We start from the raw sequence: 22,353 nt of genomic DNA, 5'->3' as shown, positions 1-22,353 counted from the left end.
GCGCCGCCGCGGCAATGCCGGCCCTCGCGCGACCGCAGGCGCGGACGGCCGTCGCCGTGCAGAGGAAGCGCGGGCCGAAGACCGGGGCCCGCGCCGCGGCCGCGCGTGCGCCCCGGCTCCATCCGCCCGTCACCGCGGCACACGCCGTGCGCAGGGCCGCCGCACGACCTGCGCCCGCACGGAGACGACGTGCGGCACCGCGTTCCCGGGGCGCCGCGGCCAGGACCTCGTGCGTCATGAAGCGTCTCCTTGTTCGGGGCGAACAGCGTCCTCCACGGCCTGCGCCGCCGGCAGTGCCCGGCATCAGGACGACGGCCTGACAGCCGTCATGCGGGGTACTTCCGTCACCGGGCGCGTGCTAGAGTCCCAGGCTTCCGCACGACGCAAGTCTTTATTTCTTATTGGAAAACGTGCAGAACGCGGCGCCATGCAGCGCCCGTCGCACGCGAACAGGAGGACCACGATGCGCGCGATCGAACCGCTCTCTCCCCTTCGCTCCCGCGGCGGGGCCGTCCGCACCCGCGGCCTGGACGACGCGACGGTCGAGCGCCTCGCCGCACAGTTCCCGGAGCTGGCCGAGGCCATCGCCGCGGCCGCGGCGATGGTGCCGGACCTCGAGCGCGAGTTCGGCGACCTGCTCGACCTCGACGAGGCGGAGCAGATCGCGCGGGTGCAGGCCGGCTTCGTCAACTTCTACGCGGACGATGCGGTCAATCCCTACGTGGCCCTGACCGCGCGCGGGCCGTGGATCGTGACCCTCAAGGGCGCGGTGCTGCACGACTCGGGCGGCTACGGGATGCTGGGCTTCGGCCATGCGCCGAAGGCGGTGCTCGAAGCCATGGCGCGCCCGCAGGCCATGGCCAACGTGATGACGCCGAGCCTGTCGCAGCTGCGCCTGACCCGCGCGCTGGAGGCCGAGATCGGGCATGCCCGCGGCGGCAATCCCTACGCGCGCTTCATGTGCCTCAACTCCGGCTCCGAGGCGGTCACCCTCGCCGGCCGCATCGCCGACATCAACGCCAACCTGCAGACCGCGCCGGGCGCACGGCATGCCGGTGCGCGCATCCGCCGGCTCGCGGTCAAGGGCGCCTTCCACGGCCGCACCGAGCGGCCCGCGCTGTACTCGGACTCCTCGCGCCGGACCTACCAGCAGCACCTGGCGAGCTATCGCGACGAGACCAGCCTGATCACGGTCGAGCCCTACTCGGTCGAGCAGCTCCGTGCCGCCTTCGCGCAGGCAGAGGCCGCGGGCGAGTTCATCGAGGCGGTGTTCCTGGAGCCGGTGATGGGCGAAGGCGACCCGGGGCGCGCGCTCACGCCGGAGTTCTATGCCGCCGCGCGCGAACTCACCCGCGCCCACGGCGCGCTGCTGCTGGTCGATTCGATCCAGGCCGGCCTGCGCGCGCACGGGGTGCTGTCCATCGTCGACTATCCCGGGTTCGAAGCGCTCGACGCGCCGGACATGGAGACCTACTCCAAGGCGCTCAACGGCGGCCAGTACCCGCTGAGCGTCCTCGCGACGACGGAGGCCGCCGCCGCGCTCTACCGCCGCGGGGTGTACGGCAACACCATGACCAGCAATCCGCGCGCCATGGACGTGGCCTGCGCCACCCTCGCCGCGCTCACCGACGCGGTGCGCGCCAACATCCGCGACCAGGGCCGGGCCTTCGTGCAGCGGCTGGAGGCGCTGAAGGACGAACTCGGCGGGCTCATCACCAAGGTCCAGGGCACCGGCCTGCTGTTCTCCTGCGAACTGTCGGACGCGTTCAAGTGCTACGGCGCCGGCTCCACCGAGGAATACCTGCGCGAGCACGGCATCGGCGTCATCCACGGGGGCGCCAACTCCCTGCGCTTCACCCCGCACTTCGGCATCACCGACGCCGAGGTCGAACTGGTCGTGGAGCGCCTGCGCGAGGCCCTGCTGCACGGTCCGCGCAAGGCCGCCGCCGAAGCGGCCTGAGGCACGCGGGGCGCCGGCGCACCCTGGGGTCCGCCCGGGGGTGAACCGGGCGGTGCGGGCGCGGAGACTGATCCGGACGCCCGCCCCCGGAGCCGACCGATGTCCAGCCTGTCCGCCCTCGCCGCCGGCAGCCGCACCGACCTCCTGCCGCCGCCCGCCCCGCCGGCGGCGCAGGGCCGCTACACCGTCGAGTACGGCGACACCCTCTCCAGCGTGGCGGCGCGCCACGGGCTCACTCTCGCGGCCCTGCACGCGGCCAACCCGCAGGTGCTGAATCCCGACGTCGTCTATCCCGGCGACGTCCTGTCGCTGCCCACGGCAGCGGTAGGCATGCCGGGAGCGGCCAGTGCGGCGGGCATGTCGATCAGCGATGCCGGCATCGACCTGATCAAGGGCTTCGAGGGCCTGCGCCTCACCTCCTACCAGGACTCCGCCGGCGTCTGGACCATCGGCTACGGCCACACCGGCCCCGAGGTCGGCCCCGGCCAGACCATCACCCAGGCGCAGGCCGAGGCGCTGCTGCGCCAGGACGTCGGCTGGGCCGAGAACGCAGTGCGCAACAACGTGCAGGTGCCGCTGGGCCAGGGCCAGTTCGATGCCCTGGTGAGCTTCACCTTCAACGTCGGCGCGGGCGCCTTCGGCGGCTCGACCCTGCTGCAGAAGCTCAACGCCGGCGACTATGCCGGCGCGCAGAACGAGTTCGGGCGCTGGATCCACGCCGGCGGCCAGGTGCTGCCGGGGCTGGTCAACCGCCGGGCGGCGGAGGCCGAACTCTTCGGCAACCAGGCCCCGGGCGACGTCGGCACGCCGCCGCCGGGCGGAAGCACCTACACGGTACGGCCGGGCGACACCCTCTCGGGCATCGCCGCAGCCCACGGCGTGACGCTGCAGGCGCTGCTGGCGGCCAATCCGGAGATCGCCAACCCGGACCTCATCCAGGTCGGGCAGGTGATCCGCATCCCTGCACCCGGCGCCAGCGCCGGCGCGGCGCCGGCCGCGGAAGCGCCACGCGACGGCAGCGCTCCCGACCGCGCCGGCCTCGGCGGCCTGTCCGAACGCTACGAGACGAGCGGGCGCGGTCCGGGAACCGTCTCCAGCGGCAACGGCGATCCGGGCGGCGTCTCCTACGGCACCTACCAGCTCGCGGGGAACCTGGGCAGGCCCCAGGAGTTCCTGGCGAACGAGGGCAGCCGCTGGGCGGCGGAATTCGGCGGCGCGGCGCCGGGCAGCGCGTCCTTCACCGGGACCTGGAAGGCCATTGCCGCGCGCGAGCCCGAGGCCTTCGGCCAGGCGCAGCACGACTTCATCAAGCGCACCCACTACGACGTGCAGGTGGCGCGCGTGCAGGCCCGGACCGGCATCGACGTCTCCGGTCGCTCGGCCGCGGTGCAGGACGTGGTCTGGTCGACGGCCGTGCAGCATGGGCCGGCCAGCGACATCGTCGCCGGCGCGATGGGCAAGGTCGCCGCGCAGGGCCTGACGCCGGCGGACGGAGCCGCCTACGACCGCGCGCTGATCCACGCCGTCTACGACGAGCGCGGGCGCATCGACGCGAACGGCGTGCCGGTCCACTTTTCCAGTTCCTCCGCCGACGTCCAGCGCGCCGTGCTGGAGCGTTTCGCCGCCGAACGACGCGACGCCCTGGCCATGCTCGATGCACGCTGAGCCCATGCCGGAAGGCCCTCGGTGAACGGGCGACGCCTGCCCGCTTTCCTCCTCGCCGCCGCGCTGCTCTGCGCCTGCGGCCGGCCACCGGCCGCACCGCTGCAGGACGAGGGCGTCCGCGCCGCCGCCGTGCAGCCCGCCGCGGCATCGGCCTCCGGCGACTACGCCCTGACCGGCGGCCGCACCGGCCGGCTCTCGCTGCGCCCGACCGACGGCGCGCACTGGCGGATCGAGCTCCGCGGCGGGAGCGATCCGCGCGACGGTGCGGCGGCCGCCGCGGACTGCGAGATCGTGGCCGAGGGCCGCCTCGACGGCGGCCGCATCCACGCGCAGGTCGAGCCCTTCGAAGGCGAGCTTCTTTCGGTCGATGCGGAGGACCTGGCGCAGCGACCGGCACGCATCGACATCGCCCTCGACGGAGACCGTGCGCGCGTGGACACCGACTTCCCCTTCTGCGCGCCCGGCGCGGTGCTGTCCGGCGACTACCTGCGCACGGCGTCGGCCGGGCCAGCGACCGCCGGCCCCGAGAGCGTCGCCGGTACCTGGACGCCGCTCAGCCGCTCGCTGGAGGCCGAAGGCCCCCTGCGCATCGACAGCGCGACCCTCGACTGGAACGACTGCCGCGGCCGGCGCTACCGTGCCGAGCGCGTGGGCGCCGCGGGCGCGCTCCTGGTGCTGGAGGCAGGCGGGGCATGCCGGCTCGGCGGGCAGGAGGTCGGTGCCTTCGAGTTCGCCCGCAGCCCGCGGTCGGGCTGCGAGGCCGGCGTCACCCTCCATGCCTCGGCGGAGACGGCCGACGCCGCGCCGCTGGCAGTCGGCGTCTACCGGCGCGAGGGCTGCCTGGATTGAGGCCTGAGGCTCGGGAGCGAGAAGCGGGGGAGGAAGCGCCGACGCCCCCTCCCCTCGTTCCTCACTCCTCTCCACTCTCTCCTCCGCCCGCCGGGATCAGCGCCAGGGCGTCGGGCTCGGCGCCGGTGGCCCAGCGCGCGGCGACGCTCCAGTCCGAGGTGTCGATCACCGCAACCTCGTCGCCGCCGCTGACGGCGACGAAGGCGCGACTGCCGTCCGGATGCACGATGGCGCCGATGGGCAGCGCGGCGCGGCCGAGCATGGTCTCGCGGTATTCGCGCCCATCCTCGGCCAGCGCGATGCGCGCGACCTCCTCGCGGCGCGCCACGTCGAACACCGCCAGCTCGGCGGAGCGGGCATTGGTGACCAGCGCATGGCGGCCGTCGGGCGTGAGCACCACGCGGATCGGGAAGCTCGCCGAGGGCAGCGTCGCCACCACCTCCAGGCGCTCGGCGTCGATCACGCTCACCGTGTCGGCAGCGCGGTTGCCGACCCAGACCTCGCGCCCGTCGGGCGTGACGTCGACGCCTTCGGCGCCCTCGCCCGTGGCCACGCGGCCGACCACCTCGCCCGCCTCGACATCGATGACGGCGACGCCGCCCTCGCGCAGCAGGGTGGCGTAGGCCCGTCGGCCGTCGGGCGAGAGCGCGACCATGTGCGGAGTGCCGCCGACGTCGATGCGGTGCTCGATGCGGCCGGTGCCGAGGTCCACGACCAGCACGCGCTGGCTGCCCTCGGTGGTGACCACCACGCGGTGGCTGTCCGGGATGAAGCGCAGGCCGTGCGGCCGCGTGTTCTCGACGAGGTCCACGGTGCGCGAGACCTTGCGCTCGGGCCAGTTGATCACGGTGAGGGTGCGGCCGGGCTCGTCGGTGCCGTAGTCGCCGACCACCGCCAGGGAACGATCGGGCGAGACCACGACCTCGTGCGGCCCGTCGCCGGTGGAGAACGTCCCGGTGCGGAGTCCGGTCTCCGTGCTCAACGCCCAGACGCTGGCGTCGGCCTTGTTGCCGACCAGCAGGGTGTCGGCGGCGGTGACGGTGGCGGGGGCCGTCGCGAATGCGGCGGCCACGAGCAGGATCCATCGCGACATCGGTGCGCTCCGGTTTCGGGGAGGAGGACCGGGCATTCTGCACGACGCGGCGTCAGGGCCCGGTCATGCTCCGGCAACACCCGGTCCGGAGGCGGCGCCGCGGCGCCCGCCTCACCTGCGCCGCGTGCGCGCGACCGCCACCACCACGACCAGGGCGACCACCAGCAGCAGGGCGACGGCCCAGTAGCCCCGGGGCGGCGGCTCTCCCCCTGGCGCGGGTTCGGCCGCGGGGGCCGGGGCGGCGGGCGACGGCGACGCGGCACCGGCCTGCGCCCAGCGCCCGTCCACCAGTGTCAGGCCGGTCGCGGCACGGCCGACCCGCTCGCGCCAGCGCAGGCGCAGGTCGCCGATCCGCGGCGCGCCGTCCACGGTGGTCAGCCCCTCCGCATCCGGCTGGAAGCTCGCGGCCATGTTGGGGGGGAGCCGGATGCGCGCCGGCTCGACCGGCTGCCAGCGCAGGTCGGCCACCAGCTCGCGCGGCAGCGGATGGCCGTCGAGCGTCAGCGCCGGCGCCCGCCAGCGCTCCGGAGCGACCGGAAGCGGCGGGTTCGGGTGGTCCGGATCCGGGGCGTCCGCATCCACGGGCCCGGCGACCCAGGCGGCGACGTGGCCTTCGCCCTCGCGGCGCCACCGGTACATCTCGACCTGGCGCTCCAGCTCCAGTCCGCGGCTCTCGACGCCGAAGTCCTCGTCGCGCAGCGGCTCGGCGGCCTGCGGGACGGCTTCCGGCGCGGGCTGCGCCTGCGCGCCCGCCGCGGCCAGCGCCAGCAGCACCAGTCCGCGTCGCAGGCGCCCGCTCATCCGGCGATCTCGATGCCGTCGGCCTCGATGCGGTAGTCCGCCCCAGGCTCCGGCGGAGCGGCGGCGCCCTCCGCGGAAGGCGCCGCCTGCCGACGCCCGAGGGTGCCGTAGACGACCGCCCGGCCCTGCACGTCCCTGGGCACGAACCAGGCGTGGTCGCGGGTCGCCACGCGGATCGCCTGGCCGTCCTCCTCGAGCATCAGCCAGCAGCCCATCTTCTGGCAGACCTCGCCGATGCGGCCCTCGAACCTGCGCGGCGTGCCGACATGCGCCTCCGGATCGGCGAGCGCCACGGCGACCGGGACGGTCTCGCCCTCCGGCACCGGCGCCCCGTAGCGGGCCACGCCGTCGGCCGCGGCCGGCGCGGCGAGCAGGATGCTGCACAGGGCAAGTAGGGTCCGCATGGCGCCTCTCCGGCAGAATGGAGCCGGAATCATAGGCGCGGGCGCCGCCGCGGGATGTGCAGGCGCCGTGGCGAAACGGGGCGTTTCAGCGATAGATCGCGGCGCCTTCCGAGGTCGCGCCCTTGCCGACGCTCTTCCAGCGCACGTCGCTGCCGGCCTCGACCTCGCCGGTGGCCTGGTCCCAGGTCACCACCTGCATGTTGCCCCAGGTGCTCTCGCGCTCCGAGACCCGGTGCCCGAGCGCCTCCAGCGCCGCGACCTGCCCGGCCGTGAACGCCCCCGGTTCGGCCGAGACCACGTCGGGCTGGTACTGGTGGTGGTAGCGGGGACGGTCGGCCGCCGACTGCGCGCTGCCGCCGTCGATCAGGTCCTGCAGCCCGAGCAGGACCATGGTGATGATCCGGCTGCCGCCCGGCGTACCGATGGCGGCGAAGCGCCCCTCCCCGATCAGGAAGGTGGGCGTCATGGACGACAGCGGCCGCTTGCCCGACTCAATGGCATTGGCCTCGGCCCCGATCAGGCCGAAGGCGTTGGGCGTGCCCGGCTTCACCGAGAAGTCGTCCATCTGGTTGTTGAGGACGAAGCCGGTGCCCTCCACGGCGAAGGCGTTGCCGAAGGTCAGGTTGACGGTCTGGGTCACCGCGACCGCATTGCCATGGCCGTCGACGATGGAGAAGTGCGTGGTCTCCGGCCGTTCCGGCCGGCTCTCGATGCCCGGCAGCAGTTCGCTCGGGGTGGCCCGCTCCAGGTTGATGCCTGCGCGCAGGCCGGCGGCGTAGTTGCGGTCGAGCAGCATCGCGACCGGCACCTGCACGAAGTCCGGATCGCCGAGGTAGAGCGCCCGGTCGCGATAGGCGCGGCGCATCGCCTCGACGTTGAGGTGGATGCGCGCGGTGTCGGAAAGCGTGTCGAGCGCATAGCCGGAGAGGATGTTGAAGATCGCGGCCAGCGCGATGCCGCCCGAGGACGGCGGCGGCGCGGTCACCAGCCGGTAGCCGCGGTAGTCGAAGACCAGCGGCTCGCGCTCGACCACGCGGTAGTCGGCGAGGTCCTCCTCGCTCCAGATGCCGCCGCCCGCGCGCACGCCGGCGACCAGCCGGCGCGCGTAGTCGCCGCGGTAGAAGCCGTCGGCGCCGTGCTCGGCGAGCAGTTCGAGGGTGCGCGCGTAGTCGGGGTTGCGCAGCACCGTCCCCGCCTCCGGCACCTGGCCGTCGGGCAGGAACAGGGCCGCGGCCGCCGGGCTGCGCGCCAGCACCTCGCGCCGCGCGCCGAGCATCGCGTGGTTCTTGCTGCCGAAGGTCCAGCCCTCGCGTGCGAGGCGGATCGCCGGGGCCAGCGATGCCGACAGCGGCAGGCGCCCGTAGCGCTCCGACAGGTGCACCAGCCCGGCCGGAAGGCCGGGAATCGCCGCGGCCAGCGCGCCGTTGGTCGACGCCTCCGGGCGCACCCGGCCCTCCGCGTCGAGGTACATGTCGCGATGCGCGGCGGCGGGCGCGCGCTCGCGCGCGTCGATGAAGACCTGGCGCGGCGGCGCACCGTCCTCGCCCGGCAGGTGCAGCAGCATGAAGCCGCCACCGCCGAGTCCGGAGCTCTCGGGTTCGACGAGGCCGAGCGCGGCGCTGACCGCGACCGCCGCGTCGAAGGCGTTGCCGCCCGCCGCCAGCACCTCGAGGCCGGCGTCGGTCGCCTGCGCGTTGGCGCTGGCGATGGCGGCCTGGCGGGGCGGGACGACGACGTCCTGCGCCGCGGCGGGCGCCACGACCAGCAGGAGCATGACGATGCGGACGACGCCGCGCGACGGGAGCCTCATGCGCGCTCTCCGGCGAGACGCAGGGACTTCTCCAGCAGCGCCTCGCGCGTTTCGGGGTGATCGGGATCCGGATCGATGCACTCGACCGGGCAGACCTCGACGCACTGCGGTTCGTCGAAGTGCCCGACGCACTCTGTGCAGCGCGACGCGAGGATCTCGTAGATGGTCTCGCCCATGCGAATGGCCTCGTTGGGGCAGGCCGGGGCGCAGACGTCGCAGTTGATGCAGAGGTCGTTGATCAGCAGCGCCATGACCGGCTCCGGCCGCTGCGTCCGAGGCACGCGGGTCCGCCGCGAACGGCGGACCCGCGGATGGGGCGGTTGCGATGCGCGTGGCGCGCGATCACTTCGCCTCGACGAAGACGTAGTCGACGCCCGAGGGCTCGACCGCCGCGGCGACGCGCTCGTCGTCCTGGGCGGCGCCCACGAACAGCAGGCGCACGCCGTTCATCGAGCCCGGCGCGGCGTCCTGGAAGGCGGCGACGATCAGGTTCGCCATGCGCGAGGAATCCGGCGAACCGAAGGCGAGCATGTTGCCCTGCGGCACGGTGCGCTGGACGACCGTGCGCACGTTCTCGAGCTGGCGGGTGTAGACCGACTCGTAGTCGGTACCGTCGGTGACCTGGCCGGTGGAGGCGATGCTCGGGCCGGTGGTGTCCGCAGCGGCGCCCTCGTCCGCGCCCTGCTCGGCGTTGGCGGCCACGTCTTCCGGCGAGGCGGTGCCGGCCGGCGGCGCAGGCAGGTAGTACATGTACGGAGAGCCGGTCACGCCGCCCATGTTGCGGGTCACGACCTGGCGCAGGTAATCGCGCCACGCCGCGTCGTCGGTGCCGGTCGGCGCGGTCAGCGGGGCCGGGCCGGCGGCCGCTGCGGTCTCCTCGCCGCCACGGTTGCAGGCCGACAGGCCGATCGCGGCGATGGCGGGGACGAGAAGCACGAGGAACTTGTTCATGGCGTTACCTGAGTGGAGGGCGATGCCCGTGGATGGAAGAGGAGCGGTCAGCGCGGCGGGCGCGACCACTTGTGCGCGAGCGCGGCGGCCACTGCGGGATGCACGAAGCCGGCGACGTCGCCGCCCAGCCGCGCGATCTCGCGCACCAGGGACGACGAGATGAAGCTGTACTGCTCGGCCGGGGTCAGGAACAGCGTCTCGACCTCGGGAATCAGGTGGCGGTTCATGCTCGCCATCTGGAATTCGTACTCGAAGTCCGACACCGCGCGCAGGCCGCGCAGCAGCACGCCGCCGCCGACGTCGGCCACGAAGTGCGCCAGCAGCGACGAGAAGCCGCGCACCTCGACGTTGTCGAACTCCGCGAGCGCGCGCCGGGCCAGCTCCACGCGCTCCTCGACGGTGAAGGCCGGGCCCTTGCGCGGGGACTCGGCGACGCCGACGACGATGCGCTCGAACAGCGGCGCGGCACGGCTCACCAGGTCGATGTGACCGTTGGTGATCGGGTCGAAGGTGCCGGGATAGACCGCGATGCGGGTGCGGTCGACGGCGGCCGGAGCCTCGCGGTTCATTGAGTCGGACCTGGTGTCATCGGCCGGATTCTAGCGTGCCCGCATCCCCCGCGCGGTAGAGCGCGTAGCGCACGTCGCGGGTCCGGCCCTCGCGGTGCGGCAGCCACCCCGGCGGCGCGGCGAAGGGCTGCTCCTCCCCGCGCTCGACGTAGACCAGCGCCCCCGGCGCCAGCAGCGGGGCCAGCGCCGCCGCGGCGGCGTCGAGGAGTCCCGCCGCGAAGGGCGGATCGAGGAAGGCGACATCGAAGCCGCCGCTCGCGCTCCCGAGCCAGGCGAGCGCGTCGGCCACCACGACCTGCAGCCGTTCGCCCCCGTCCAGGCGCCCGGCGGTCGCCCGCAGCGCGGCGGCCAGGGCGGGATCGCGCTCCACCAGCACCACCTCGGCCGCGCCGCGCGAGGCGGCCTCCAGGCCGAGGGCGCCGCTGCCGGCGAAGGCGTCGAGCGCGCGCGCGCCCGGGAGCACGGGCTGCAGCCAGTTGAACAGGGTCTCGCGGACGCGGTCGGAGGTGGGCCGCAGGCCCGGGCGCTCGGGCACCTCCAGGCGGGTCCCGCGCCAGCGTCCGCCGATGATGCGGACGCGGCCTGCGGACGCCTGCGCACGGGCCGCGGCGGCCCTGCGGGGCGGGCGCGCGTTCATCGGGGGGCTCCGGGGGCGGGTGCTACCATCCGGCTATTGTCCGCCATCCGGCCGGTCCGCGTCGGCGCCGCGCCCGCGGCCGCAGCCGGTGGCACCCATCCGACCCCCGCATCCATGTTCAATTTCGGCAAGAAGAAACCGCCCGTTCCTCCGGATCCGGCTCCCAAGGCGGCGCCCGCCCCGGCGCGCGGGGGCTTCAGCCCCGAGGATCTCGCCCGCGCCTTCGATGCGCACCAGGAGGAGAAGGCCGCGCGCGAGGCGGCGCGCGCCGAGGCCCGCGCCGCCTATGCCGAGCCGGTCGCCAAGAGCGCGCTGGCGCGCGGCTTCGCCTCGCTGTTCACGCGCAACGCGAAGCTCGACGAGAACCTGCTCGACGAGATCGAGACCGCCCTCATCACCGCCGACGTGGGCGTCGCCGCCACCACGCGGATCGTCGACGACCTGCGCACCCGCATGGAGGCGCGCGAGTTCCCCGACGTGGCCGCGCTGGTGCGCGCGCTGCGCGGCGAGCTGCTGGCCCTGCTGGCGCCGGTCGCCAAGCCCCTGCGCATCGACGAGGAGGCGCGCCCCTTCGTGGTGCTGACCATCGGCGTCAACGGCGTCGGCAAGACCACCACCATCGGCAAGCTCGCGCATCGCTTCCAGCGCGAGGGCCGCAGCCTGATGCTGGCCGCCGGCGACACCTTCCGCGCCGCCGCGGTCGAGCAGCTCAGGGTCTGGGGCGAGCGCAACGACGTTCCGGTGGTCGCCCAGGGGCAGGATGCGGACCCGGCCTCGGTCGCGTTCGACGCGCTGCAGTCGGCGAAGTCCCGCGGCACCGAGATCCTCATCGCCGACACCGCCGGGCGCCTGCACACCCAGGCGGGGCTGATGTCGGAGCTGGGCAAGATCCGCCGCGTGCTCGGCAAGATCGACCCGCGCGCGCCGCACGAGGTGCTGATGGTGATCGACGGCACCACCGGGCAGAACGCCCTCAACCAGCTGCGCCAGTTCAACCAGGCGGCCAAGGTGACGGGCCTGGTGGTGACCAAGCTCGACGGCACCGCCAAGGGCGGCGTGCTGTTCGCGCTGGCGCGCGAGTTCGCGATCCCGATCCGCTTCGTCGGCCTGGGCGAGCGCATCGAGGACCTGCGCGAGTTCGATCCCGAAGCCTTCGTGGACGCGCTGCTGCCCGAGTCCATCGGCGCCTGACGCCGCGTGCCGATGTCGCGACGCGCCCGCCGCTGGCTGATCGCGCTCGCGGTCCTCGCGCTGCTCTTCCTGGCCGCACTCGGGCTCGCCTGGTTCATGGCGCAGCCACAGCGCCTGGTGCCCCTGCTGCTGGGCCGCGCGGGCGCGGAGCTCGGCCTCGAACTGCGCATCGACGGCCGCCCCGAGTACGCGCTCCGGCCCGAACCGCGCCTGGTGCTGCCCGGCTTCAGCGCCACGCTCCCCGGCGAGACCGACCCCATCCTCCGCGCGGAACGGGTCGAGCTGGCCCTGCCGTGGGCGACCCTGCGCAGCGGCGGTGCGGATCTCGCCATCACCCGCATCGTCCTGGTGGCTCCCGACGCCGACCTCCCCGGCATCCGCCGCTGGCTGGCCGCGCGTCCCGAAAGCGATGCGGGCCTCCGCCTGCCGACGCTGCGCGAAGGGCTGCGCGTCGAGCGCGGCCGGCTCCGCGACGAGGGCTGGGCGATCGACGGCCTCGACCTGGACCTGCCCTTCCTCGCCGAGGGCGCGCCCGCGCGGCTGCGGGCCTCCGGCACCTGGGTGGACGGCGAGGCACGGCGCGCGTTCGCGGCCGATCTCGCGGCCACGCCCTTCCTCGCCGACGGCCGCTTCGCCCTGGAGAAGCTCGCCCTGGACCTGCGCGGCGAATCGCCGCTGCCGACCCTCCGCGCCGAGGGCCGCGCGGCCTACGGCGAACAGGTCGAACTGGCGCTTGCCGGCGCGCTCGCCGACTGGCCCGCGGACTGGCCCGCCCTGCCCGAGGCGCTGCCCGCCTCCGACGCGCCGGTCGCCTTCGAGGCGCACTACGCCGGGGCGCTGGCGCTCGACGCTCCGCTCGCCCTGAAGGTCGAGCGCGGCGACACCGCGGCCGAGGCCGAGCTGGCGGTCCCTGCGCTGCGGGCCTGGCTCGACGCGGGCATGCCGGAGCCGCTGCCGCCCCTGCGCGGCCGGCTCGTGACGCCGCGGCTGGAGTTCGGCGGCGTCGTGCTGCACGGCGTCGAGGCGCGCATCGAGGACGACGCCACGGAGGATGCCGATGGCCGCTGACGGCACCGTCGCGGCGGACGGTTTTGCCCCCCGCCTGCTGCGCTGGTTCGACGCCAGCGGACGCCACGACCTGCCCTGGCAGCATCCGCGCTCGCCCTACCGGGTCTGGGTCAGCGAGATCATGCTGCAGCAGACCCAGGTGCGCGTGGTCGTTCCCTACTTCGAGCGCTGGATGCAGGCGCTGCCGACGCTGCGCGACCTCGCTGCCGCGGAACCGGATGCCGTCATCGCCCTGTGGGCCGGGCTCGGCTACTACGCCCGCGCGCGCAACCTGCACAAGGCCGCGCAGCTCTGCATGGAACGCCATGGCGGCGAGCTGCCGCGGGACATCGAGGCGCTCGCCGCGCTGCCCGGCATCGGGCGCAGCACCGCGGGCGCCATCCTCGCGCAGGCGCATGGCCTGCGGCACGCCATCCTCGACGGCAACGTCAAGCGCACCCTGGCGCGCTTCCACGGCGTCCGCGGCTGGCCCGGGACGCGCGCGGTGGAGCTCGAACTGTGGCGGCTGGCCGAGGGCCATCTCCCGCAGGCGCGGATGGCGGACTACACCCAGGCGATCATGGATTTCGGCGCCACCCTGTGCACGCGCCAGAACCCTGCCTGCGTGCTGTGCCCGCTGCAGGACGACTGCGTCGCGCGTCGGGAGGGCCTGGTCGCGGAGCTGCCGACGCCGAAGCCCGGCAAGGCCCTGCCGCAGCGCGGCACGCTGATGCTGGTCGTCCTCGATGGGGCCGGACGCCTGCTGCTGCGCCGCCGGCCGCCCAGCGGGGTGTGGGCCGGCATGTGGTCCCTGCCGGAAGCCGAGGACGCCGACGCAGCGCATGCCCTCCTCGCCCGGCATGCCGAGGTGGACTTCGACGCGGTCGAGACGCTGCCGACGATCGAGCACGGCTTCAGCCACTACCGCCTGCGCATCACGCCCCTGCTGTGGCGGAACGCCCGCCCCCTGGAGCAGCGGATCGCCGAGGACGCGGATGCGCGCTGGGCGGCCGCCGACGCACGCGCCGCCATCGGCTTTCCCGCCCCGGTGCGCCGGCTGCTGGACGGCCTCGACCGGACGGCATAGCCGGACGTCGCGTCGGCCGCCGCCATCCGCGGCTATGCTCGGCACAGGCAGGAAGGGCAGACGACGATCGCCGCGCGCCCGGCCCGCGGATCGAGTGAAGCAGCCAACCAGGAAGTCCCCACCATGGCCAACGTCGCACTCATCGGCGCCTCCGGCAACGCCGGCTCGCGCATCCTCAAGGAACTCTCCGACCGCGGGCATGCGGTCACCGCCATCGCCCGCCGTCCCGACAGGGTCGCGAGGCTGCCCGGAGTCGTCGCCGTGGCGGTGAACCTCTTCGACCACCCGGCCCTGGCGGAGATCCTTCGCGGCCACGATGCAGCGATCAGCGCGGTGCACTTCCTCGCCAGCGACTTCGACGCCCTGGTGGGCGCGGTCCGCGACGCCGGCGTCGGGCGCTATCTGGTGGTCGGAGGCGCCGGCAGCCTCGAGGTGGCGCCCGGCCAGCGTCTGATCGACGAGCCCGACTTCCCCGCCGAATACAAGGGAGAGGCCAGCGCCGGCGCGGCGTTCCTCGACCGCCTGAGGAAGGTCGACGACCTCGACTGGACCTTCCTGTCGCCCTCCGCCCTGTTCGTTCCCGGCGAGCGCACCGGACGGTTCCGCCTGGGCAGGGACACCCTGCTCGCCAACGAGGACGGCTCCAGCATCTCCTTCGAGGACTACGCCATCGCCCTGGTCGACGAACTCGAACGCCCCGCCCACATCAGGCAGCGGTTCACGGTGGGGTACTGAGTGGTCGCTCCCGGGTGACGAACACATCGACGGACCGGCTCGCCGATTTTCTACGGGGAGCGGGATTTTCCACGACCGAAAACGACGACGCCCCGCAAATTGCGGGGCGCGTCAATAAGTTACTGGTGGCCGGGGAGGGAATCGAACCCCCGACACGGGGATTTTCAATCCCCTGCTCTACCAACTGAGCTACCCGGCCGTCGCGTTCGACCTGCCGGCCGTACGAGCCGCGCATCTTAACGATGCGCGTGCGATCCGGCAAGCGTTCGCGATGCATCCGCCGCGTCACCCGGCCTGCATGCGGTGCGGGCATCATCGAGGCATCCCACCTGGAGCGATCCGATGCCGCGCAGCGCCCGCCACACGTCCCTCCTCTTCGGCATGGTCCTCTCCGCTGCGGCGGCCGTCGCCGGCTGCGCCAGCACCTCGCCGCGCGACCGCGACGATGCGCGGCTGGCCGAGTACCGGGCGGTGGCCGGGGAGCCGGTGCGGTCGTTCCGCTACTTCAACCTGATGTCGTGGGAACCGCTGGGCGATGCGGCGCTGGCGGTGCGCACGCGGCCCGGCGAGGCCTGGCTGCTGGAGCTGGCCGGCCCCTGCCAGGATCTGGTCTACGTCCGCAACATCGGGCTCACGTCGAGCGCGGGCACCGTGTCGGCGCGGTTCGACCGGGTGATCACGGGCCGCTCGAACATCCCCTGCCACATCGAGACCATCCGCCCGGTGGACCTGCGCGCGCTGCGCGAACACGAACGCGACGAGCGCAGCATCGAGATGCGGGAGCGGCCCACCGAATGGGGCGACGACGCGGGCACGTGAGCCAACCGGTTCCACGCGCTGCGCGGCCCGGCGGAGGCGAGGCGGCTCAGGCGTCCTCGGGAACGTAGCCGGCAGGCTTCTCTGCGCCGCCTGCGAAGAAGAACTTCTCCATCTCGCCTTCGAGGAAGGCGCGGTGCTTGGGGTCGAGGGGCGAGAGACGGTTCTCGTTGATGAGCATGGTCTGGTGCGCCAGCCATTCGGCCCAGGCGGCCTTGCCCACGTTCTCGAAGACCCGCTTGCCGAGCGGGCCCGGCCAGGGAACGAAATCGAGACCCTCGGTCTCGACCTGGTGCTTCACACAATGGACGCGTCGGCTCATGCCTGCAGTCTAGCAAGCGCGGCCCGCAGGACCGAGCGGATGGGGACCGCACGAACGAAGACGCCGCCCGGAGGCGGCGTCTTCCTGCATCAACCGGCAGCGGCAAGTACGGGGATCGGCGTCGGCGCGTCGGTCGCGAAGTCCGAGTAGGGCCGTTCCCGTTCCCAGGTACCGTCGGGGCGCTGTGCCCGGATCGCCGCGAACCCGCCCATGGAGTTCTGGTGTTCGCGCGCCGCCGTGATCGCCAGCCGCATCGCGCGGCTGCGCGTACCGCAACCCTGGAAGCGCTCGCTTCCCGGATGTTTCACGCCCCAGACCCCGGCGGGGCCCAATACCACGTTCCAGATCATCGCCTGCATCGATTCATCCTCGAAAGAGCGCCTGGACCACAGGAGCTGGGCTCAGACTGACCGATAGGCGGTGAAGACGCCGTGTGGCGTCGCACCATCACCTGCGCCTATCGCATGGAGGGGTGACGCGGTGCACCAGGCGGGCGGGGACGGCGGGCGCATTTGCTATGCCGCAGCACGGGCGCGCGGGCCGCTCCAGGGCCGCCTGGACCGACCTTGCCCCAAGCCATGCTGCAATGCAACAAGGGCCCGCAGGGCACCTGCTTTACACGTCGCTGGAAACGTTTACAGTCCGGCGCTCCGTGGGCTTCTCTCTGGAGGCGGAGTGACTGCGACCATCAAGGACGTCGCGCGGGAGGCCAATGTCTCGGTCGCCAGCGTATCGCGGGCGCTGAACGGGCACGGGAGCATGGCGGAGGAGACCCGCGCGCGGGTCCTCCAGGTCGCCAAGCGCCTGAACTACGCGCCGAACGGCATGGCGCGCAGCCTCATCATGCGCCGCACCCATACGCTGGGCGCCCTGCTGCCCGAACTGCACGGCGAGTTCTTCTCCGAACTGATCCGGGGCATCGACCTCGCCGCGCGCAGCAACGGGATGCACCTGATGGTGTCGAGTTCGCACGGCAACGCGGCCGAGGTCGCCACCGCGCTCCAGGCCATGCGCGGCCGGGTCGACGGCCTGCTGCTGATGTCGCCCTATGCCGACGCGGGCTTCCTGCAGCAGAACCTCTCCGACGCCCTCCCCACGGTGCTGATGAACACCCGGATGCCCGGCACTGGCATATCGAGCTTCAGCGTCGACAACTATGCGGCGGCGCGGGCGATGGTGACGCACCTGGTCGCCTGCGGGCACCGGCGCATCGTCCACGTCGCCGGCCCGACGGAGAACTTCGACGCCGCCGAGCGACGCCGCGGCTACGAGGACGCCCTGCGCGCGCTGCTGCCGGACCAGCGCCCGGAGGTGGTGGCCGGCCGCTTCACCGAGGAGAGCGGGCATGCCGCGGGCGCCCGCATCGCGGCGATGGCCGAGCCGCCGGACGCGGTGTTCGCGGCCAACGACAGCATGGCGATCGGTTGCCTGTTCGCGCTCGGGGCCGCCGGCCTGCGCGTGCCGGAGGACATCGCGGTGACCGGCTTCGACGACATCCCGATCGCACGCTTCATCAACCCGCCGCTCACGACGCTCCGCGTACGAATCGCCGAGCTCGGCCGCCACGCCATGGAGCGTCTGGTGGCGACGGTGGCGGACCAGGGGAACCCCAGGATCGAGACCAGGACGCTCGAACCCGAGCTCGTCGTACGCGCAAGCTGCGGCGGCGATCGAACCAGGAAGCAGACCAACTAGAAACTGGAACGCAACGACATCCAGCGCTCGCAGTCCACACACCAAGACCAAGAACGTCGACCCATTCCCCGGGAGGGCAAGGTCATGAAACACCCCCTCAGGCGCTGCGCGCTCGCAGCGCTCATCGGCGCGCTCGCGCCCGTCCTCTACATGCCCCACGACGTGGTGGCCCAGTCCACCGCCGCGACGCTGCGCGGCACGGTCACTGCCGACGGATCCCCCGTGCCCGGCGCGCAGGTGACCGCCAGCAACACCGCCACCGGCCTGTCGCGCTCGGCCATCGCCGGTGCAGGCGGGCAGTACCAGATTCCCGGCCTGCCGCCGGGGACCTACCAGGTGCAGGTCATTGCCGACGGCCAGGTGAGCAGCCGCACCGTGCGCCTGCAGGTGGGGCAGAACGCCACTCTCGACCTTGCGGCGGCGACCGGGACCGCGCCGGCCGATGCGCAGACCCTGGAAGCGGTGCAGGTGGTCGGAACCCGCATCGTCGAGACCAAGACCTCGGAGGTGGGCGACTACGTCTCGCCCCGGCAGATCGAGGTGCTGCCGCAGGCCTCGCGCAACTTCCTGTCCTTCGCGGAGACGGTGCCGGGCGTGCAGTTCATCACCGCGTCCAACGGCACCACGCAGCTGCGCAGCGGTGCGCAGAACGCCAACGCGACCAACGTCTTCATCGACGGCGTGGGCCAGAAGAACTACGTGCTCAAGGGCGGCATCACCGGCTCCGACCAGAGCCGCGGCAACCCGTTCCCGCAGTCGGCGATCGGCGAGTACAAGGTCATCACCTCGAACTACAAGGCCGAGTTCGACCAGATCAGCGGCGCGGCGGTGACCGCGGTGACGCGCTCGGGCACCAACGAGTTCGAGGGCGACTTCTTCTGGGACCGCACCGACGACCAGTGGCGCGCCTCCACGCCCCAGGAGCTGGAACAGGGCGAGAAGGTGCAGTCGGCCGACGAGCAGTACGGCGTGTCCTTCGGCGGCCCCATCGTGCGCGACCTGCTGCACTTCTTCGTCGCCCACGAGAACAAGAGCATCGTCTCGCCGCGCGAGGTGGTGCCGGGCGAGAATGTGCGCCCCGACGAGCTGCCGCCCTTCCTCCGCGAGCAGGTGCGGACCTTCAACGCGCCCTTCGAATCGGATCTCTACTTCGGCAAGCTGAGCCTTGCCCCGGGCGACGCGCACCTGTTCGAGCTGAGCTTCCGCAGGCGCGACGAACAGGACCTGCAGGAGCTCGGCGGCGTCAACGTCGAGAGCCGGGCCAGCAACCTCGCGTTCGAGGAGACCCGCGTGGACCTGCGCTACCAGTTCAGCGGCACCGACTGGCTGAACGACGCGCACATCACCTACGAGGAGGCGTTCTTCAACCCGCAGCCCGCCGCCACCGGGATCGGGCGGATCTACGAGACCGACGCACAGGTGCCCACCGAGCGCAACGGACGCGTCGTGCTGCGCACCGGCGGCACGGCGAACTTCCAGCGCAAGGGCCAGGAGGGCTACTCCTTCCAGAACGACCTGACGTGGTTCGGCCTCGAAGGGCACACGCTCAAGGCGGGCTTCAAGTACAAGCAGGTGGACGTGAGTTCGCTCGAGCGCCTGCCGATCCAGCCGCAGTACTACTACAACCTCGAGGAGAGCCTGACCGTCCCCAACCGGGTCGAGTTCAGCGCGCTGCTGCCGGGGGCTCCGGCCAGCATCGTCTCGGAGAACAGGCAGTACGGCATCTACGTCCAGGACGACTGGGACGTCACCGAGCGCCTGCAGCTCAACCTGGGCGTGCGCTACGACTACGAGGAGACGCCGGCGTACCGGGAGTTCGTCACACCGTCGGACCTCGCGGCCACGCTGCGCGGCTGGAGCAACCTCCAGAACGCCGACTACGACATCGGGAACTACATCAGCGACGGCCGCAACCGCTCGTACTTCAAGGGCGCCTGGGCGCCGCGGCTCGGCTTCTCCTACGACATCAGCGCGGATGCGGACGAGAGCCGGGTGGTCTTCGGCGGCGCGGGCCGCTCCTACGACCGGAACCTGTTCGACTATCTCGCGCTGGAGCAGGTCAAGCTCGCGTACAAGCCCTACACCTACATCTTCGACACCGGCCGCTTCCCCTGCACCCCGGGCGAGGGCACCTGCCTGGCCTGGGACGAGCGCTACCTCGATCCGGCGGAGCTGGAAGCGCTGGCGGCGGCGAACCCCAACCTCGGCGGCGAGATCAACCTGCTCAACAACGACCTCGACACGCCCTACTCCGACCAGTTCAGCCTCGGCATCCGCGACACCTGGGGCGACTGGAACGTGTCGGGCACGCTGGTGCGCGTGATCGGCAAGGACGGCCTGTACTTCCGCCTGGGCAACCGGCATCCGGACGGGAGCTTCCGCAACAACGACGGCACCTGGGGCGGGCTGCCGTGGGACCAGGGCGTCCCCGGCTACGGCAACCTCATCCTCGTGGACAACGGCATCGAGACGCGCCTGAACTCGGTGCTGCTGTCGGCGGAGAAGCCCTACACCGAGGCCTCGGGCTGGGGCGTGACCGTCGCCTACACCTACAGCGACGCCAGCGAGAACCGGCAGAACGCCGCGGCGCAGGACGAGCACTACCTGCTCGACTATCCGAGCATCGACGGCCAGCCGTTCTACACCTCGCTGGGCGTGCCCCGCCACCGGCTGGTGGCGACCGGCATCTACGACCTGCCCTGGGGCATCACCGCCTCGGCAAAGCTGACCCTGGCGACGCCGAACTACCTGTCCGGGACCAACTGCTACGACGCCCCCGACGCCAACCACTGCTTCTGGGAGTCGGTGCGGCCGGACACCACCTTCGGCCAGAAGCAGCTCGACATCGCGCTGGAGAAGACGATCCAGGTGGGCGAGGACTTCCGCTTCCGCATCCGCGGCGACGTGTTCAACGTCACCAACGCGCGCAACTACACCCAGTACGACACCTGGAAGGGCGATCCGGGCGAGTACAACGCACGCTATCTGACACGCAGCGGCACCGAGATCCTCTGGCCGCCGCGCACCTTCAAGCTCAGCTTCGGGATGAGCTGGTAGCCGACCCGGGACGGGACCGCCGGCGGCACCTGTCGCCGGCGGGGCTGAGACAGGAAACCTTCAGACTCCGCAACTGTCCATCCCTTCGCACGCATCCCGATGTAAACGTTTACATCATGAACCGGTGAACGCCATGCCCCGATTCCTGACCGTCCTCGCCTCCGCCGGCCTCGCCACCGTGCTGGCCGCCTGCAGCAGCCTTCCGGCGCAACCCGGACGCCCCGTCGCGGAGACGGTCGAGCGCCCTGCCCTGACGCCCCTCTTCGAGGACCTCCAGGCCAGGACGTTCCGCTACTTCTGGGAGACGGCGAACGAGGAGAACGGGCTGGTGCCCGACCGCTACCCCTACGACGAGCCGTTCTCGAGCATCGCCGCGGTGGGCTTCGCCCTGACCGCCTATCCCATCGGGGTCGAGCGCGGCTGGATCACCCGCGAGCAGGCGCGCGACCGCACGCTCACCACGATGCGCTTCTTCCGCAACGCGCCGCAGGGGCCCGAGCCCGAGGGCAGAGCCGGGCACAAGGGCTTCTTCTACCACTTCCTGCACCTCGACACCGGCCACCGCTACGACAGCTGGGTCGAGCTGTCCTCGGTGGATACCGCGCTGCTCCTGGGCGGCATGCTGTTCGCGCAGTCCTACTACGACCGGGACACGCCGGAGGAGGCCGAGATCCGGCGCCTGGCCGACGAGATCTACGCCGCCGTCGACTGGACCTTCCTGCAGGAGCGCGCGCCGCTGATCTCGATGGGCTGGTTCCCGGAGAGCGGGATCATCGCCAACGACTGGAAGGGCTACAACGAGGCCATGCTGGTCTACCTGCTGGCGCTGGCCTCGCCCACGCACCCGATCCAGCCGGAGGCCTGGCAGGCCTGGACCGACGGCTACGAGCACTCCTGGGGCCTGTTCCAGGAGCAGGAGCACCTCGGCTTCGGCCCGCACTTCGGACACCAGTACAGCCACGTCTGGGTGGATTTCCGCGGCATCCAGGACCGCTACATGCGCGAGCGCGGCTTCGACTACTTCGAGAACAGCCGGCGCGCGACCTATGCCCAGCGCGCCTACGCCATCGCCAACCCCATGCGCTGGACCGGCTACGGCGAGAACGTCTGGGGATTGACCGCCAGCGACGGGCCGCAGGTGTCGGAGCTGGAGTTCGAGGGCGAGCCGCGCAAGTTCCGCCACTACTCGGCACGCGGCGGCGTCGGCTTCCCCGACGAGTTCGACGACGGCACCATCGCGCCCACGGCCGCGGCGGCCTCGCTGCCCTTCGCGCCCGAGATCGTCATCCCCGCGGTCGAGGAGATGCACCGCCTCTACGGCGCGCAGATCTACTCCGACTACGGCTTCCTGGACGCCTTCAACAAGAGCTTCCGCTACGCCGACATCCCGCTGAAGTCGGGGCAGATCATTCCTGACTTCGGCTGGGTCGCGGACCAGTACATCGGCATCGACCAGGGCCCGATCCTGGCGATGATCGAGAACTACCGGAACGACTTCGTGTGGCGGGTCATGCGCCGCAACCCGCACATCCGCACCGGCCTGGAACGCGCGGGCTTCGTCGGCGGCTGGCTGCAGCGGCCCGCGGACGCCGCCGCGCCGGCAGGGCACTGACCGGGCGATGCCGGCCACGCCGCGCGCCGGCGCCCCGCGCCCCTGCCGACGC

At 72.5% G+C, this 22,353-nt stretch carries 21 protein-coding genes and 1 tRNA gene; 11 read left to right on the top strand and 11 right to left on the bottom strand.

Annotation, left to right across the window (positions count from 1 at the left end; all coding sequences use genetic code 11):
• The first annotated feature begins 463 nt into the window (after positions 1-463).
• The 3 genes from ACFO3Q_RS08195 to ACFO3Q_RS08185 all read left to right on the top strand — a co-directional run bounded on the left by ACFO3Q_RS08195 (position 464) and on the right by ACFO3Q_RS08185 (position 4,474).
• Complete coding sequence (locus ACFO3Q_RS08195) at positions 464-1,960, top strand: aminotransferase class III-fold pyridoxal phosphate-dependent enzyme (RefSeq protein WP_377004165.1); 1,497 nt, start codon at positions 464-466, stop codon at positions 1,958-1,960.
• A 99-nt stretch (positions 1,961-2,059) separates the two neighbouring features.
• Positions 2,060-3,625 carry a VgrG-related protein gene (locus tag ACFO3Q_RS08190; RefSeq protein ID WP_377004164.1) on the top strand — a complete coding sequence of 522 codons (1,566 nt, stop codon included), beginning with the start codon at positions 2,060-2,062 and terminating at the stop codon, positions 3,623-3,625.
• A 21-nt stretch (positions 3,626-3,646) separates the two neighbouring features.
• A complete protein-coding gene (locus ACFO3Q_RS08185) occupies positions 3,647-4,474 on the top strand; it encodes a hypothetical protein (RefSeq protein ID WP_377004163.1) in 828 nt (275 codons plus the stop codon).
• A gap of 61 nt (positions 4,475-4,535) precedes the next feature.
• Here ACFO3Q_RS08185 and ACFO3Q_RS08180 read toward each other — a convergent pair whose 3' ends face one another.
• From ACFO3Q_RS08180 to rsmD, 8 genes are all read right to left on the bottom strand, one after another.
• Positions 4,536-5,567 (bottom strand): YncE family protein, encoded by a 1,032-nt coding sequence (locus ACFO3Q_RS08180; RefSeq protein ID WP_377004162.1) that lies wholly within the window; start codon positions 5,565-5,567, stop codon positions 4,536-4,538.
• Between the two features lie 111 nt (positions 5,568-5,678).
• The gene (locus ACFO3Q_RS08175; RefSeq protein ID WP_377004161.1) at positions 5,679-6,368 is read right to left on the bottom strand and encodes a hypothetical protein; all 690 of its coding nucleotides are present in this window, start codon (positions 6,366-6,368) and stop codon (positions 5,679-5,681) included.
• Complete coding sequence (locus ACFO3Q_RS08170) at positions 6,365-6,772, bottom strand: DUF4920 domain-containing protein (protein WP_377004160.1); 408 nt, start codon at positions 6,770-6,772, stop codon at positions 6,365-6,367. Before ACFO3Q_RS08170 ends, ACFO3Q_RS08175 begins: the two co-directional genes overlap by 4 nt.
• An 85-nt stretch (positions 6,773-6,857) precedes the next feature.
• Positions 6,858-8,582 carry a gamma-glutamyltransferase gene (gene ggt / locus ACFO3Q_RS08165; protein WP_377004159.1) on the bottom strand — a complete coding sequence of 575 codons (1,725 nt, stop codon included), beginning with the start codon at positions 8,580-8,582 and terminating at the stop codon, positions 6,858-6,860.
• Positions 8,579-8,833 carry a YfhL family 4Fe-4S dicluster ferredoxin gene (locus ACFO3Q_RS08160; RefSeq protein ID WP_377004158.1) on the bottom strand — a complete coding sequence of 85 codons (255 nt, stop codon included), beginning with the start codon at positions 8,831-8,833 and terminating at the stop codon, positions 8,579-8,581. The genes ggt and ACFO3Q_RS08160 overlap by 4 nt, the downstream gene beginning before the upstream one ends.
• 91 nt (positions 8,834-8,924) lie before the next feature.
• The gene (locus ACFO3Q_RS08155; protein ID WP_377004157.1) at positions 8,925-9,533 is read right to left on the bottom strand and encodes a hypothetical protein; all 609 of its coding nucleotides are present in this window, start codon (positions 9,531-9,533) and stop codon (positions 8,925-8,927) included.
• Between the two features lie 47 nt (positions 9,534-9,580).
• Positions 9,581-10,102, bottom strand: a complete 522-nt coding sequence (gene coaD, locus ACFO3Q_RS08150; protein WP_377004156.1) for a pantetheine-phosphate adenylyltransferase — start codon at positions 10,100-10,102, stop codon at positions 9,581-9,583.
• A gap of 16 nt (positions 10,103-10,118) precedes the next feature.
• Positions 10,119-10,637, bottom strand: a complete 519-nt coding sequence (gene rsmD / locus ACFO3Q_RS08145) for a 16S rRNA (guanine(966)-N(2))-methyltransferase RsmD (RefSeq protein ID WP_377004257.1) — start codon at positions 10,635-10,637, stop codon at positions 10,119-10,121.
• Here rsmD and ftsY point away from each other — a divergent pair.
• The 4 genes from ftsY (at position 10,569) to ACFO3Q_RS08125 (ending at position 14,799) form a co-directional block, all read left to right on the top strand.
• Entirely contained in the window at positions 10,569-11,930 is a 1,362-nt protein-coding gene (gene ftsY, locus ACFO3Q_RS08140; protein WP_377004256.1) for a signal recognition particle-docking protein FtsY, read from the top strand. The genes rsmD and ftsY overlap by 69 nt on opposite strands.
• A gap of 12 nt (positions 11,931-11,942) precedes the next feature.
• Positions 11,943-12,998 (top strand): AsmA family protein, encoded by a 1,056-nt coding sequence (locus tag ACFO3Q_RS08135; RefSeq protein ID WP_377004155.1) that lies wholly within the window; start codon positions 11,943-11,945, stop codon positions 12,996-12,998.
• On the top strand, positions 12,988-14,064 hold the full coding sequence (gene mutY, locus ACFO3Q_RS08130; protein WP_377004154.1) for an A/G-specific adenine glycosylase: 1,077 nt from the start codon (positions 12,988-12,990) through the stop codon (positions 14,062-14,064). Before ACFO3Q_RS08135 ends, mutY begins: the two co-directional genes overlap by 11 nt.
• Positions 14,065-14,187: 123 nt before the next feature.
• Entirely contained in the window at positions 14,188-14,799 is a 612-nt protein-coding gene (locus ACFO3Q_RS08125) for an NAD(P)-dependent oxidoreductase (protein WP_377004153.1), read from the top strand.
• 123 nt (positions 14,800-14,922) lie between these two features.
• Here the strand turns inward: ACFO3Q_RS08125 and ACFO3Q_RS08120 are convergent.
• Positions 14,923-14,998: transfer RNA gene (locus tag ACFO3Q_RS08120), tRNA-Phe, on the bottom strand.
• A 143-nt stretch (positions 14,999-15,141) separates the two neighbouring features.
• Here ACFO3Q_RS08120 and ACFO3Q_RS08115 point away from each other — a divergent pair.
• Entirely contained in the window at positions 15,142-15,618 is a 477-nt protein-coding gene (locus tag ACFO3Q_RS08115) for a DUF6491 family protein (RefSeq protein ID WP_377004152.1), read from the top strand.
• Between the two features lie 46 nt (positions 15,619-15,664).
• On the opposite strand, the gene ACFO3Q_RS08110 is transcribed toward ACFO3Q_RS08115, so the two are convergent.
• Complete coding sequence (locus ACFO3Q_RS08110) at positions 15,665-15,937, bottom strand: oxidative damage protection protein (RefSeq protein ID WP_377004151.1); 273 nt, start codon at positions 15,935-15,937, stop codon at positions 15,665-15,667.
• A gap of 89 nt (positions 15,938-16,026) precedes the next feature.
• Positions 16,027-16,296 carry a DUF2188 domain-containing protein gene (locus ACFO3Q_RS08105; RefSeq protein WP_377004150.1) on the bottom strand — a complete coding sequence of 90 codons (270 nt, stop codon included), beginning with the start codon at positions 16,294-16,296 and terminating at the stop codon, positions 16,027-16,029.
• A 316-nt stretch (positions 16,297-16,612) separates the two neighbouring features.
• Between ACFO3Q_RS08105 and ACFO3Q_RS08100 the strand changes: the two genes are divergently transcribed.
• The 3 genes from ACFO3Q_RS08100 to ACFO3Q_RS08090 all read left to right on the top strand — a co-directional run bounded on the left by ACFO3Q_RS08100 (position 16,613) and on the right by ACFO3Q_RS08090 (position 22,301).
• A complete protein-coding gene (locus ACFO3Q_RS08100; RefSeq protein WP_377004149.1) occupies positions 16,613-17,632 on the top strand; it encodes a LacI family DNA-binding transcriptional regulator in 1,020 nt (339 codons plus the stop codon).
• 84 nt (positions 17,633-17,716) lie between these two features.
• The gene (locus ACFO3Q_RS08095) at positions 17,717-20,689 is read left to right on the top strand and encodes a TonB-dependent receptor (RefSeq protein ID WP_377004148.1); all 2,973 of its coding nucleotides are present in this window, start codon (positions 17,717-17,719) and stop codon (positions 20,687-20,689) included.
• A gap of 133 nt (positions 20,690-20,822) precedes the next feature.
• Positions 20,823-22,301 (top strand): glucoamylase family protein, encoded by a 1,479-nt coding sequence (locus tag ACFO3Q_RS08090; protein WP_377004147.1) that lies wholly within the window; start codon positions 20,823-20,825, stop codon positions 22,299-22,301.
• Positions 22,302-22,353 lie beyond the last annotated feature (52 nt).

It is taken from the genome of Coralloluteibacterium thermophilum (assembly GCF_042654365.1).
GTDB lineage: Bacteria > Pseudomonadota > Gammaproteobacteria > Xanthomonadales > Xanthomonadaceae > Coralloluteibacterium > Coralloluteibacterium thermophilum.
This window is presented reverse-complemented; position numbering and strand designations above follow the sequence as displayed.